This window comes from Acidovorax sp. Root219 (assembly GCF_001428665.1).
Lineage (GTDB): Bacteria > Pseudomonadota > Gammaproteobacteria > Burkholderiales > Burkholderiaceae_C > Acidovorax.
Map to the genome: position 1 here is coordinate 119,716 of NZ_LMIJ01000016.1, position 13,197 is coordinate 132,912.

Below are 13,197 nucleotides of genomic sequence, written 5' to 3' on the forward strand. Positions count from 1 at the left end.
GTGGCCGGGGGGAGGCCCTCGGCTGCAGCGGGATGGTTCAGAGTGCCCATGGGTAGTTCTCTTGCGCCAGCACTGCGCTGGCAAGGGCCGCATCGTCGCGGTATCCGTGACTCTGGCGAATGAAAACCGGCAGGTCTGCCGCAGCGCGTGCAAACGCCGCGTCGCGGCAGTAGGGCGTTGCGCCCAGCGCGCGCCCGGTTTCCTCCAGCACGCAGTGGGCCGCAGCCTCTGCTGCTTGGCGTACACGCAGTGCCGTGGCCATGGCGTCCGCGTGCGGGTTCGCATCGATCCAGGCGGCGCTCTCGCGCAGCAGCGCGGCCATACCTGCCAACACCCGATCCACCTTGCCGAAGGCTGCAGCGCGGTATGCGAAAGCCGGGTGCTCGGACGACTGACCGCGCATACCGCGATATAGGGAGTCGGCCACGGCCAGCGTGCCGCCATACCAGCAGGCGGCAATGCCTGCACCCCCATGCCAGAAGCCGGGCCTGCGCAGGTAATCTCCAGGCTCGCCCACCAGTGTGGCAGGCGTGGCATCGAAAGCCACCTCCGCGCTCAGCGTGTCGGCCATGCCCACGGCCTGCCAGGCGCCGGTGTTCATGCGGATGCTGGCGTGGCCGAGTTCGACGGCGACCAACTGGCTCTGGTCCAGCCCCGGCCGCCATGCGGTCAGCAGGGCGTGGCTGACCCCCTGTGCACCGGAGCACCAGGCCTTAGCGCCGGACAGTTTGGCCAGACCGCTGTCGCCTCGTGGCAGAACTTGCACCCGCTGTCCGGGGACCTCGGCCGCCCAAACCGCCCAAGTCTCGTTGGTCTCGCCTCGATCATGGCCTAGCTCTAGCAGAATGGCCAGTGCATCGCAGTGCCCCTCATACAGCTTCGCTAGTGACAGGCTGTGCTGCGCCACGTGACTCAGCGCCTGCCAGCGCTGCAGCGTCGAACCCGCGCCCGGTCGGGGCAAGCGAGCCAAGCCCATGCCAACCAGTTGCCGAAGCTGTGTGGCAACGGACAGTGCTGCCATACCGGGCAAGGCCTGGGCGAGTGAGGACACGGCGGCGAGCGCATAAGGGTGGGCTCGGCGGTCAGGGATGGGCATGCGGGCAAGAGTCGATCTGTTGCTGATTCCGCTCAATTTGGCGGTACGACACTCGTTACCCGGTCAGCAAGCGGCGCCCACTTCTGTGGGACAGACTCCTGACCGCTCGCGCGCAGAGCAAGCGCCTATCCCCATACCTACCGAGTCGAACCCCAAGAGGATGGGATTTGGAGTCGGGCCTCCTCATGGGAGCAAAAGGGCGCGTCCCAGGAGCACGCCTCAGTGGCGCTCGTTGCTTTTCAAGTTCGAACCGACTCCCGTTCAAGTTGCTCTTCCACACCCCGCCGGCGGCAAAGCGGGTCGAGTGGGCCGTCATTCGCTTTGCAGTTTTTCCTACACACTTGTGCAGTCCTTCATTCCATGATCGTCGCTGTAGCGTTATGGAGGTTCTTCATGTTCTTCTCCCCGCATTCCACTTCTCGCGCGGCGACCTTCATCGGTGCCGGCTTATCCATGGTCGCCTACGGCGCATCGGCTTCCGTCGGGCTGACAGAGCCAGCAGAAGCGTTTGCTGGGGAGGAGGAGGGTTCTCAGAGGCAACCGATCAAAGTTGGCCCCGACCTAGCTCAATGCTTGGGGCACCGGCTGGAGGTCCATCTGGCCAAGGGATGCTGAACGATCGCATGGTAACGGCTACTTCGACTAGCCCTGAATAACGCTCAACATCATGAATGATCACTGCGTTGCCCGGTTGGTAGACCTGGGCAATTTCCTGAAGTCAAGGCACTACGAATTCACTACTCCCACGCCATTGACGCACCATCGCGTGCTGCGCAATCGCGTGGAAAAGGCTGCGCGAGATTTGCGTGACATATTCGGCTGGAATTTGCCGTTCGATGGCGCGTTGCTGCCACTGCCGTTGCGTGACAAGCTTGTCAGCGAAGGACTCACTCAACTGCAGGATACGGGCATGTACCAAAGCATGGTGCGCGTGAGCAGCTTGGGCGGTGAGCTATACGCCCATTCGCGGTTCCCTACCTCGGAGGCGGATGCCGTTTTCTTTGGCCCCGATACTTACCGTTTTGCGGCACTGATTGCTCAAGAGCTGGCTGCCCACCCGTTGGGAGCGTACGGTCGCATCTTGGACATGGGCTGCGGTGGCGGGCCTGGCGGTATTGTTGCGGCGCGCTCCGCAGGCGGCAGTGTTGATGAATTGGTGCTTGCCGACATCAATCCTGAGGCCTTGGCGCTGGCCAAAGCCAACGCACGCCTTGCACAGGTGGAGTTCTGCACCTTCGTCCAGTCTGACCTGTTCCAAGGCATCACGGGCGACTTCGATCTGATCGTCTCCAACCCTCCGTACCTGGTCGACGCAGAGCGGCGCACGTACCGGCATGGCGGCGGCGACTACGGCGAAGGGCTGTCGCAGCGCATCCTGGAGCAATCCATCGCCCACCTCAGGCCTGGCGGCCGCTTGGTCCTCTACACCGGCAGCGCCGTGGTGCAGGGGGTGGACTCGTTTTCCGAATGGGCCGCCGGCATTGCCGCACGCACGGGCTGCGCGTTCACGCGCCGCGAGATCGACCCCGACGTCTTTGGCGAAGAACTCGACCGGCCCGAGTACGCAGGGGTGGACCGCATCGCTGCCATCGGGCTCGTGGTGCAAAGGCCGCCAGCGTGAGGATCCTGGGCATCGGTGACTGCAATGACCTGGCTGCCATGTACGGCGGCATGCAGGCACGCGGCCACGAGGTGCGGCTGTTCGTGCGCGACCCGGCCAGCCACGGAGTGTTTGCCGGCATGCTTACGCGCACCCATGATTGGCAAAGGGAACTGGGCTGGATCAGGGAGGCTGGGCCCGAGGGCCTGATCCTCTTCGAGACGGCGGACCAGGGCGCTCAGCAGGATGCGTTGCGCAGGGACGGCTTTCAGGTCATCGGTGGCAGCGCCCTGGGCGACCGGCTGGAGGCCGAGCGCGAGTATGGCCAGGCCGTGCTGCGCGAGGCGGGCCTGTGCACCGCGGCCAGCCACTCGTTCAGCAGCTACCGTGAGGCCTCGGATTTCATCGCCTCGCGGCGGCAACGCTATGTGCTCAAATTCAACGGCGCCAACAGCCCGCGCACACGCAACTACATCGCGCAGAAGGGCGACAGCAGCGACTTGGCCGCGCTGCTCCATTTCTACGGCGTGCATGAAGCACCCGTACCGTCCCCGGACTTCGTGCTCATGGAGTACATCGACGGCATCGAGATCGGTGTCGGCGGGTATTTCAACGGCACGGATTTCATGGAAACCGCGTGCATCGACTTCGAGCACAAGCGATTCTTTCCGGGTGAGTTGGGCGAGCTGACAGGCGAGATGGGTACCGTGGTCAGCTATGCCGGCAGCGGCAGGCTGCGTGACCAGGTGCTCAAGCCCCTGGCAGGCGTGCTGCGCGATGGCGGCTACTGCGGCTACATCAACGTGAACCTCATGGCCAATGCTGACGGGCTGTGGCCGCTGGAGTTCACCAGCCGCTTCGGCTACCCCGGCTACGCCATCTGCGAGCGCCTGCACCGGGAGCCATGGGAAGCCATCTTCCAGAAGATGCTGCACCGCTCGGCCAACCATTTCGACACAGTGCCGGATTTTGCCGTGGGCATCGTGTTGACGGTACCGCCGTTCCCCTACACCCAGGGATACGAGGAAATCTCCAAGGGCATTCCCGTGATCCTGGACGAGGGCCTGTCAATGGCAGAGCGCGCCGCCATCGCCTTTGCCGAGGTGGAACTGCGCCAGGGCGCGCTCATCACCAGCGGCACCAGCGGCTATGTGGGCGTGGCAACGGGCTGCGCGCCTACCGTGGCGGCGGCCAGCGCCAGCGCGCTGGCGCTGGCGCGCAAGGTCTACGTGCCCAACCTGCGCTACCGCGAAGACATCGGTGTGCGGGTGTCGGACGAGGCCCTTGGCAACCTGCACCGGTGGGGCTATTTGTAGGCACCAGAGGCCGGCCGTAGGAGGCCGCCCACGCGGATCGGAGCGCTGGCCCGATGGTGGCGCAGGCGGCGATGGCCCACCCTCAGGGACATACCTACACACAACACGCCATGTACCTTCATCTGCAGGAACGCCTTCGTTCCGAACCGACCATCGCCCCTCTCGTCTCCATGGCATCCGCCCCGGCTGCGCTCCATGCGCCTCTCTATGACCGTCTGGCCAACCACATTCCGACGCCACCGGAGCGCGAAGCGGCAGCCGATTTTCTGCGCCGCACCCTGCAGGACGTGGCTGCGCACGCGGACGATCTCCCTGAGAATCCCGCCGACCTGACGGCCTGGATGGAGGCCAATATCCAGAAGGTGCACGGCCTGTACCAGGCTTATCTGGACGAGCGCAAGGCCGGTTCGCCGCGCCGCTATTTCAAGAACCGCGCGCATGCCCTGTACTTTCTGCGCAATGTGGCGCCCACAAAGCTGGTCGATGGCTCCTGGCTGTACGGCCTGTGCGCACATGCCGACAACTCCCGTTTGTCCGACCTGGTCACCACCTATGTGGAAGAACTGGGTGATGGCCTGGCCGACAAGAACCACGTAAAGCTCTACCGCGCTCTGCTGGCCAACTACGGGCTCGACCCGATCGAAGACCTGCCCGACGCGCTGTACCAGCAAGGGCTGGTGCAGGTGGCACTGGGCTGGAATGCGCAGGAGTTTTTGCCCGAGATCGTGGGCTTCAACCTGGGATATGAGCAGTTGCCCCTGCACCTGCTCATCACCTCCTTCGAGCTCAACGAACTGGGCATCGACCCCTACTACTTCACTCTGCACGTCACGGTCGACAATGCCGACACCGGGCATGCCAAGCGCGCCTGCGTAGCGGCGCTGGAAGCCGCCCCGCGCATCGACGATGGCGGTGACTACTGGCGCCGGGTGCGTGCCGGCGCCAAGCTGGGCAACGTGGGCGTCAGCACACTGGACGTGATCAGCGGTTTCGACATCGACAGCGAGGTGGTCGCCATCCTGGCGCGCAAAGCGCCGTCGGGATACGGTGCGCACTCCGACTTCTGCAAGGTGGCGGGTCGCAGTGTGAACGACTGGCTCTCCAGTGCCGACGACCTGCCGCAGTTTCTGGCCGCACTGGAGCAAGCCGGCTGGATCAAGCGCAACCAACCGGTGACCGACAGCCGCTTCTGGCACCTGCTGCAGGGCGAGCGTGCCGAGATGTTCGGCGTGTTCTCGCCCTACGAACTGCAGGTGATCCACGACTGGATCCGCGGCCCGGCCAGTGCCGATGGTGCGCCCTTCGAGACAGGCGCCACGCCCGGTACGGGCAAGCGGCAGATGAGCTTTCGCGTGGCCGAGCGGCTCAAAGCCGCCAAGGGTGGCCGGTCCGAGCCCGTTGCGGCGGGGCTGGACACGGACCTGGAAATCTTTGAGAAGCGCTACCCCACTCTCGGCACGGCCGAAAAGCGCGACTTGCTTGTGCAGGCCATGTCGCCTGCCCTGCACTGGACACCGGTGGGCTTGCTGGCCACCAGAATGTTCCTCAACCGTTCAGTCTAGTCAAAAACGGGGCCTAGCTGGATTGGGTTCCCGATCGAGAAGGCGTCTGGTTACGCACTTCATCCAGCCCAGCATTTCATCAGCGTCCGCGATTTGAGGCGCCGTGCAGACCTACGCTGCCCCCGAACGCAACGTGCGACCAGGATCGAGCATCCACTCGCTGAACTTCCACAAATCACCGTGTGAGGAATGAATCTCGTCGAGTTCCGGCCCGACGTTGGGCGTCCCATTGAGGCCCCTGCAGATCAGAGCGCGATGAACACTCGGCGCGATCCCTCGGAAGTACGGTAGGAAGTCGTCAACGAAAGCCAGTGGCGCAAGCTGCTCAATGGCGTCGGCCTTCGGGCTTCGCTCCCCTGCTGAGCGTCCTGTCGCGATCACACGCTCAATGGGAAACCCTGCATCCCTCAGATTCCTGAGGCGGGCCCCTTCAAATTGCCGAGCAAGCGCAGAGACGCAGACCAAGTCATACCCCGCGTCGTGAAGCCGATGGCATGCTTCAACTGCCAGCTTCAGAGGTGGAACAGAAGACCAAAATTGCTCGTCCATGCAGGCCCGCAGCGCGGCCAGGCGCTCACCTTCAAGAAATCCGACGGCCCACCGATCGAGGGGAGAGTAGGCATCCCTATCCCGCTCCAGAGGTCGACGACCAAACGCGCGCTCCCAGACAGATGCATAGGCCAAGCCGTAGTCGAGGAGCACGCCATCCGCATCCAGGGCGATGATTGGTTTGGCGCTCATATCAGTGCTCCTGTAGGAAGTCTGGGAATTGGAGCCGTGTCACTTCCGGGTGTTCCCGAACCGACCAAACATGGCCATGTTTGCAAACACGCCCATGTTACGAGCCCGAGCCATGCTATTGCCAACTGCTGGTCGCTGTCTTTGCTCGATGAGACGAGGTAGGTGCTGCTCATTGATCTGCCTCGGGCGGAATTGGAATCCATGGATCACCCTGGCGCCATGACTGCACATCCAGAAACTCCCATTCGCAACCGGTGCAGCGCAGCCGCTGCGTCGTGCGCATTGCACCGTGGGCATCGCGTTCGATCCCTTGCGGTAGCTGGTCGCGCAGCAGATGCCGCAGCAGTTCCGGGATGATGGGGAAACTGGTTGCATACCGGCAGTTTTACCCTCGATCGTCCACCACGTTGAACTCGAACCGGAAATTGACTGCTGCCGTGTCGGGCAGCGTCAACACCAGCCGGGTTTCCTGGGGATGAAAGATGGTCTCGCCGTCACTCTCGAGAGCGCCATGGCTCACTGAAAGCGTTTCCATCTTGGTGGTGGTGGTCTTGCGGGTGGCATCCCAGCCGAACTGGCCGGGGCGCAGCTTCTGGCGCTGCAGCCAAGTCCAGATCTCGACCAGCTCGGCTTCTACTTCGGGTTGTTGGGTTCGGCTGGTCTGGGCCAGGGCGGAGAACACATATTGCTGGTCCCGAAGGACCCATTTGAATTGGAAGTGCTTCATCGGTGGGAGGTTGGGAGCCTCGATTGTCCCAAAAGAGGACGCGCGTCCATTCGTCTGGCGCGATATCGCGCACCCCACTGCCACATATATTTAGCATTTCGCGAGCAAATGCCCAACATATGTGGCATCGAAGTTGTCTCCGGCAGGCCGCATACCTCCGATAGCGCGAACAAGTTGCCGCACTAGCCTTTCCGCGCACAAAATCCATGCAGACCTATGGCCCGGGCGCTAATGAATGGGCGGCAGCAAGCTGCCCTCTTCGCCATTCCAAGCACCGGACGAGACTGCCTTCCAGATGGCCTCGCTCACGTCATCGGATACCACGACAAGATCCCGTGCAGCGTTCAATGTGATCAGGCCCCGCAGAAACTCGTTTTCCTCTGGTGGAGCGCACAGTCGATAGCTGCGACCCGAGTCTGTCTTGATGATGGCGCGGACAAGGTCGATGGCGAGCAGAGCCGATGTAACCCTGAACGATCCTGAGGCCATCTGAGCCGCAAGGTGGAGGGCACCATTGCCCCGCTGCAAAACGCGCCAGTGACGAAGATCTACTTCGGACTGAGATTGGACATCAGGGGCTGGTCGCTCATTTACAAAGACAAGTGCATTCATCGTTGTCCTCTCGCGCACTCGCACGAGCCACATTTGAGGTGCTTCTGGGGGCGCTGGCCGCTTACAGATCAACGGCTACTGGCAGGTTTGGTGTCGTCGTCAAGATCGCATGGCTGGTCGCTTGCCTGACAGTTGGTGCCGGAGCATCTATCGCGTGAGAGCTGTTAAGGCCTAGCTGACATGTTATGCAAGCAAAGCATCGTGCTGCTCCGCTAATATTGAAATTTCAGTGTACAGCGAGTATGTTGGACTCCTTTGAAAGGAGCACAAATGCTCGATGTCAACAGAGCCGCCTACCCTGGAGTACCGCTGGACTTTCCCGTTACAGCGGTACATTCCGCCCTCGCAGGCGCTCAGCCAAAAATCTCAATCGTCGAGGAGGCCGGGAAGTTCTATGCCCTGGGTACCTCACCTACCGAAGTGATCAAGGCCTTCGAAGTCTGCGCGGATTTGGTGGAGCAGATGATTCCTTACTGCCAGTGCAAGCTTGTGGCTTTTGACGGCGACCACGATGCCACCGTGCATGCAGTTCTGCAGAGTTTGGTTGCCAAACAATGGTGCACTGCGGAGCGGTCTATCTGGATCATGCGCACGACTACGCAGCGTCTGGAATGGCATTTGCGCAATGACACCTTGCCCGACTGATTGTCGCTTGGCGAGATACGCCTAGTAGCCGCGAACCTTAACGTCAATAAGGTGGGGTGCGAGCACTGCCATGTAACTGAAACCAGACAAAGAAGGCCACAACACATCGCAGTCCCAGAGCAGCGATATCTCCCTGCTCTTCGTGCGGTATCGAAACATTCAGGAGAAACCCACCCTAGAAAGAACAAACGCCAACCACCCTTTCAGATGATCGGCGCTGTCGGTCGCGGAGTTAACTGCCACCTAAGGATTCGGCCCCTTTGTGGTGAATTTACTCCTGTGACTGCGGCGATGTCAAGCCGCGCCCGCAAATCTCTGGTTGCGGGTGGGCTGAGCCCAACCTACAGGAGTAACTATGCCAAGAAAAGCTACCAGCACAACGCCCGGCACCGAGCCGGGTGCAAGCCCTCCCGCGCGAAAGGTCGTGACGCGCTCACCCGCTCACACAGTCCGCGCGATCAATCTACCCCACCTGCAGAAAACCGCTATCGAGGCCGATAGTTCGCTCGAACGCGACTTCGTCTATGTCTGCCTCGGGTTCCCCTATGTGCGCTCCATCGTGCACCAGCCATTCACGCTCGAACTCGCAGCTGGCCGGTACACGCCGGACTTTCTCGTTGGATTCGTGGACGGATCCAAAGCCGTGGTGGAGGTGAAGCCTGTTTCGAAGATCAAGCGATACAAAGAAAAATTCACCCAAGCAGAAAGCAAGCTGGCAACCCAGTCCATGCGCTTCGTGGTGGCTCACGACCTCCTACTGAAAAAGCATGATCTGCATGAGCGTGCCAAGCGGATTCGCAGATACGCCAAAGGTACCTACCCTCTGCTCGAGAAAGCGCTTGTGATCTCCGCCTTGCAGCAGGCTTCACAAGGTCTGTCCTTCGAAGAGCTGATCAATCGAGGCGTACAGAAGGTCACGCTGCTGCACATGGTGGCTCACCAACAACTGCAGCTTGGCGCTGATCTGGACATCAGCGACGGCGCCATCGTCCATCTTCCCGATCAACATTGCCTGGGAGGTAGCCATGCGATTCGCTTTGCAAGCTGGCTTGGCGCTTAGGAACGGCCAACGAACGCTGGAGGTCGTGAGGGAACTTGAAGGCGGCAGCTACCTGCTTGAGGATGTCATTACCCGCCGACCCATTGAGTACACCAGACAGCGGCTGGTCGGGGATATCCAGGCCAAGAAGCTTGTGATCATCGTGGGTGAAAAGCCGCTCACCGACGGTGAGGACTCGGTTGAGCCTCCGATCGTAGTGGATCTCTCAACTCTTTCGGCAAAGGAGCGTGCGAGCCTCGACTACCGTCTTCTCTATGTCAGGGCCCTCCAGAAAGGGAAGGTGAGCCGTGGCCAGCGCGCGAAGGTGGCTGTCGTCATCGCCGAGACGGCGGCGAAAAATGGCCACACGCGACCACCTTCTGCGACCGCCGTCATGTTGTGGGCGCGCAAGTATCAAACCGCCTGCATGAATGTCGTTGCCCTCATCGATGCGCACAGGCGACGTCGTTCTCCTCGACGGCTTCATGAGACGGTGGAAAAGACAATCTGGAAGGTACTCAAGCGCTCATACTTCACCACCGCCCGGCATACACTTCAATTCGCGCATGATGATCTAAAGCGCGAACTCAAAGCGCTGTGCAAGAGCGGGGAGATCCCTGCTGAAGAGGCGCAAGTGCCCTACTCGACGCTACAGCGCCGAGTCAAAACAGTGGACCTCTACCAGCGCGTCGCGAGCCGCGAAGGTGTCGCTCGTGCTCGAATCGTGTGCCGAACCGCCTTTCCTGAAGGATTTGCTTCCTACGCGATGCAGTCTGTTCAGATTGACCACACCCCATTGAATTGGGTTGTCATCTGCGACCGGACTGGTCTTCCGCTCGGGCGCCCGCTCCTTACCATTGCGATCTGTGCCTACAGCGGGTACATCGTCGGCTTCTATTTAAGCTTCTATGGTCCAGGAATGACTTCTGTCAGCGGAGTTGTGAGAAATGCGATTCAGATCAAGGACGATCTGGTCGCGTGTGCTGGCTTGAAGAATGCGTGGCTATCCGGCGGACTATCCGACGAGTTCGTCGTCGACAACGGCCTGGAATTCCACTCGTTTAGTTTCAAGACCATGGCGATGACGTTGGGCGTTGATCTCACGTACTGCCGAGTTCGGACACCTTGGCTGAAGCCACAGGTAGAGCGCTTTTTTTCTACGCTGAACACTCTGACCTTGCTCAAGGGAAAGATAACTAAAACCGTGGCCAACGTGCTGCGCATTGATCCATACAAAGACGCGGCCATCACCTTCTCCGACCTGGTCAAGGGCTTGATGATGTTTGTTGTGGATGTGCACGCTCAGCAGCCAAACTGGCACAAGATGGCAACTCCTCATGAGCTGTTGGTAGAGAGTCTTGCGCAGATTCCTCCAGTCCAGTACCCATCGAGTCTTGACGAACTCAAGCTTGCTACTGGCATGAGTAAGTACTTAACCCTGGGAAAAGGGGGGATTGAGATGATGGGGTTGCCTTTCGGATGCGTTGACTTCAGCAGAGTGATCAACAAGCATGGCTCGGGACTGAAACTCCTGTGCAAGTGGGACCCCGACGACATCTTCAACCTTCATGTCCTGGACCCCGATGGCTTCACGTGGCACACAGCCGAGTGTCGTTGGAAGCACTACGCGAAGGGCCTGAGCTTTAACCAGCACCGGCTGATCCGCGACTTTGGCCGCAAGACGTTGACAAGTCCAGAGCGTGAAAAAGGTCTGTTGGATGCCAAATTGGCGCTTCACGACCATTGGATGGATGCAACCACCAGCCGAGGGCGCGCGGATGCATTGCAAGCGGGCCGGTACCAGAACATGACTTCGTCAAAAGTACTTGCGGGCGACGCTCTCGAGCCCTCTGCCCCCTCCCCTTTGATGCTGGTACTGCCCTTGGAGGCCCTGCCAGCGGACGCCCCCATCCCCACTTTTGATTCCTTTTCCTACGCAAACCCATGAATGCCAAGTCTTCCTCCAATTTCTCGGATTCCATGGCTCTGGATGCTCTGGATCCAGCCGAGTCCGAGATGCATGCACGTCGTCTGACGATGTACTCAGTGAATGCATTGCGCGTGGCTGCAGGGATTGAAAAGATCTACGTCAACCACACAGCCTTCGCCGCGGGTCTACGCTCGCTAGACCGGCTTTTTCAACTTGGGACGGAGCTGTCAACGCCCAATGGAATTCGGCTCATCGGCCCGCCCGGGAGTGGGAAAACCGTGTTGTTTCAGTTCTTCCGTGATTCACTGCCGCGGTCGTCCCTGTTCGCGAACAGCATGGGTGCTATCGGACTTCGTGTTCCTAAGCGACCCTCATCCGGCCTGTTTGTTCGTGAGCTCCTGCGGCAGCTGCGGTATCCGTTTGCTGGTGGTTCCTACAAGCAGCTCTACGAGCGCAGGCATTTGGTTTTCGAGGCACTTCGTTCCAATGGCACGCGCCTGGTTTGGTTGGATGAAGCGCATCACTTGCTGAACAAACATAGCACCAAGGTCCTGGAGCTCGAGGAGCACGAGTCGATTGAGTTCTTTCGGGAGCTGATGGATGAGTGCCGAGTCAGTTTGGTGCTCGCGGGGTCAAGCGAATTGGACAACCTGAAATCGGTTGCGCCTCATTTCTGCTCTCGGGTTGCAGGCCGCGAGACGCTGGATCCGTTTGCCGCGGATGTCAACTGGTTGGGATTCTTGCGAGCCTTCGCCGGCCAGTCGGTAGTTTTCAATGTGGGGCTGATTGCTGACAATGCCTTTGGCACCTTGCTGCACATGGCCACCAACGGAAATTTGCGCACCTTCAAACAGTTGATCGTCGAAGCGGTACTGGTTGCACACGACAAGGCGGATCTTGCGCTCAAACGTGAATCGTTCCAGCAGGCGTTCGGGCTTGTGTTTGGTCAAGGTAGTCTGCGGAGCAATCCCTTTGCCTAGTCATAGTGACCGGCTACCCATAGCGGTGACCCCGTACCCGACCGAGTCTGGTATTGGGTTCATGTTGCGGGTGGCGTCCGCCAACGCTATGAGCCTGGCGAAGCTGCGGCAGTTGGTGGGCATGGGAGAGAACGAAACCTTCAATGCCCACCACGAAGTCGCGCTCATGGGGCTGGTGGGACTGACGGCGGAACTTCGGTCCAATCTCTTGCCTCATGGTGCGCGACATGGTGTCGGCAATGTCGCGTGCTATGGACATCATTTCAGAATCAGGGCCATGCTGCGGACTCGACGTCCGCAGGTGTGCCTGGCATGCGTGAGAGATGCCGCGTACTGTGAGGCCCATTGGGACCTTTCATTGTCGGTGCTCTGTCTGCGCCATCGATGTCTGCTGCAGGACAAGTGTCCATCCTGTGGCGCGTCACTTCGGTGGGCCCGACCTTCAGTCGAATGGAGTCATTGCAAGCATTACCTCGGGCGCGATGTTGGTGTACAAGAGATCCCTGCGCAGATCACCATTGCGCAGCAGATTACCCATGATCTGTTTTACGGGAAAGAGCCGGACTTCGGCTTTCTGGGGATGGCTTGCCCTGGGATCTCACTCGATGCCTGGCTGAGTCTGCTATGGGCCCTCGGAGCGATGGACGCTGCATTTGTGTCGCCGCGACGTGGCGCCTTGATCGCGGCGCCAAGTGCTGCCGATGCGTGCGGGATGGTACTCCGTGCCGTGACCCGAATTCAACGTTGCCAGGAATCCGGGAAAGGCCTGCATGACCTTCGGAACGAGGTCGTAGAGGCGCCTTTGCTGGGGACCATTCTCAATCCTGTCGGACGGAGGGATCGGGCGCTGGCAATGGGATGGTACGCAGCGATATTTGGCGAGCGAGAAGCCGAGGCGCTCGCGCTACGACATCGGGAAATTGCTCAGATGAGTCTCTTTTGAACAACC

12 protein-coding genes are annotated in these 13,197 nt (G+C 60.4%); 8 read left to right on the forward strand and 4 right to left on the reverse strand.

From position 1 onward, the window contains the following. Nucleotides 1-37: 37 nt before the first annotated feature. Nucleotides 38-1,096, reverse strand: coding sequence for an acyl-CoA/acyl-ACP dehydrogenase (locus ASE28_RS18765; protein WP_057267987.1), 1,059 nt, complete (start codon nt 1,094-1,096; stop codon nt 38-40). A gap of 667 nt (nt 1,097-1,763) precedes the next feature. Between ASE28_RS18765 and ASE28_RS31535 the strand changes: the two genes are divergently transcribed. The 3 genes from ASE28_RS31535 to ASE28_RS18785 all read left to right on the forward strand — a co-directional run bounded on the left by ASE28_RS31535 (nt 1,764) and on the right by ASE28_RS18785 (nt 5,574). After that, nucleotides 1,764-2,717, forward strand: coding sequence for a class I SAM-dependent methyltransferase (locus ASE28_RS31535; protein WP_157422036.1), 954 nt, complete (start codon nt 1,764-1,766; stop codon nt 2,715-2,717). Continuing rightward, entirely contained in the window at nt 2,714-4,012 is a 1,299-nt protein-coding gene (locus ASE28_RS18780) for a phosphoribosylamine--glycine ligase (protein ID WP_057267990.1), read from the forward strand. The genes ASE28_RS31535 and ASE28_RS18780 overlap by 4 nt, the downstream gene beginning before the upstream one ends. Nucleotides 4,013-4,182: 170 nt before the next feature. Then, a complete protein-coding gene (locus tag ASE28_RS18785; protein WP_057267991.1) occupies nt 4,183-5,574 on the forward strand; it encodes an iron-containing redox enzyme family protein in 1,392 nt (463 codons plus the stop codon). A gap of 111 nt (nt 5,575-5,685) precedes the next feature. Here ASE28_RS18785 and ASE28_RS18790 read toward each other — a convergent pair whose 3' ends face one another. From ASE28_RS18790 to ASE28_RS32155, 3 genes are all read right to left on the reverse strand, one after another. Further along, nucleotides 5,686-6,315, reverse strand: a complete 630-nt coding sequence (locus tag ASE28_RS18790) for a hypothetical protein (RefSeq protein WP_057267992.1) — start codon at nt 6,313-6,315, stop codon at nt 5,686-5,688. A gap of 385 nt (nt 6,316-6,700) precedes the next feature. Beyond that, nucleotides 6,701-7,042 (reverse strand): hypothetical protein, encoded by a 342-nt coding sequence (locus tag ASE28_RS18795; protein WP_057267993.1) that lies wholly within the window; start codon nt 7,040-7,042, stop codon nt 6,701-6,703. 228 nt (nt 7,043-7,270) lie between these two features. Then, the gene (locus tag ASE28_RS32155) at nt 7,271-7,654 is read right to left on the reverse strand and encodes a hypothetical protein (RefSeq protein WP_157422037.1); all 384 of its coding nucleotides are present in this window, start codon (nt 7,652-7,654) and stop codon (nt 7,271-7,273) included. Nucleotides 7,655-7,924: 270 nt separating this feature from the next. On the opposite strand from ASE28_RS32155, the gene ASE28_RS18800 reads away from it, so the two are divergent. The 5 genes from ASE28_RS18800 (at nt 7,925) to ASE28_RS31540 (ending at nt 13,191) form a co-directional block, all read left to right on the forward strand. Beyond that, nucleotides 7,925-8,299, forward strand: coding sequence for a hypothetical protein (locus tag ASE28_RS18800; protein ID WP_235516167.1), 375 nt, complete (start codon nt 7,925-7,927; stop codon nt 8,297-8,299). A 355-nt stretch (nt 8,300-8,654) separates the two neighbouring features. Next, nucleotides 8,655-9,359 (forward strand): TnsA endonuclease N-terminal domain-containing protein, encoded by a 705-nt coding sequence (locus tag ASE28_RS32160; protein ID WP_157422038.1) that lies wholly within the window; start codon nt 8,655-8,657, stop codon nt 9,357-9,359. Continuing rightward, nucleotides 9,325-11,286, forward strand: a complete 1,962-nt coding sequence (locus ASE28_RS18805) for a DDE-type integrase/transposase/recombinase (RefSeq protein ID WP_057267994.1) — start codon at nt 9,325-9,327, stop codon at nt 11,284-11,286. Before ASE28_RS32160 ends, ASE28_RS18805 begins: the two co-directional genes overlap by 35 nt. After that, on the forward strand, nt 11,283-12,248 hold the full coding sequence (locus ASE28_RS18810) for a TniB family NTP-binding protein (RefSeq protein ID WP_057267995.1): 966 nt from the start codon (nt 11,283-11,285) through the stop codon (nt 12,246-12,248). The genes ASE28_RS18805 and ASE28_RS18810 overlap by 4 nt, the downstream gene beginning before the upstream one ends. Nucleotides 12,249-12,273: 25 nt before the next feature. Further along, complete coding sequence (locus ASE28_RS31540; protein ID WP_082608149.1) at nt 12,274-13,191, forward strand: TniQ family protein; 918 nt, start codon at nt 12,274-12,276, stop codon at nt 13,189-13,191. The last annotated feature ends 6 nt before the right edge of the window (nt 13,192-13,197 follow it).

Excerpts from the sequence above, each read along its gene's own strand:
- ASE28_RS18765 (WP_057267987.1), bottom strand. The coding sequence starts at position 1,096 with ATGCCCATCCCTGACCGCCGAGCCCACCCTTATGCGCTCGCCGCCGTG.
- ASE28_RS31535 (WP_157422036.1), top strand. The coding sequence starts at position 1,764 with ATGAATGATCACTGCGTTGCCCGGTTGGTAGACCTGGGCAATTTCCTG.
- ASE28_RS18785 (WP_057267991.1), top strand. The coding sequence starts at position 4,183 with ATGGCATCCGCCCCGGCTGCGCTCCATGCGCCTCTCTATGACCGTCTG.
- ASE28_RS18790 (WP_057267992.1), bottom strand. The coding sequence starts at position 6,315 with ATGAGCGCCAAACCAATCATCGCCCTGGATGCGGATGGCGTGCTCCTC.
- ASE28_RS18795 (WP_057267993.1), bottom strand. The coding sequence starts at position 7,042 with ATGAAGCACTTCCAATTCAAATGGGTCCTTCGGGACCAGCAATATGTG.
- ASE28_RS32155 (WP_157422037.1), bottom strand. The coding sequence starts at position 7,654 with ATGAATGCACTTGTCTTTGTAAATGAGCGACCAGCCCCTGATGTCCAA.
- ASE28_RS18800 (WP_235516167.1), top strand. The coding sequence starts at position 7,925 with ATGCTCGATGTCAACAGAGCCGCCTACCCTGGAGTACCGCTGGACTTT.
- ASE28_RS32160 (WP_157422038.1), top strand. The coding sequence starts at position 8,655 with ATGCCAAGAAAAGCTACCAGCACAACGCCCGGCACCGAGCCGGGTGCA.
- ASE28_RS18805 (WP_057267994.1), top strand. The coding sequence starts at position 9,325 with ATGCGATTCGCTTTGCAAGCTGGCTTGGCGCTTAGGAACGGCCAACGA.
- ASE28_RS18810 (WP_057267995.1), top strand. The coding sequence starts at position 11,283 with ATGAATGCCAAGTCTTCCTCCAATTTCTCGGATTCCATGGCTCTGGAT.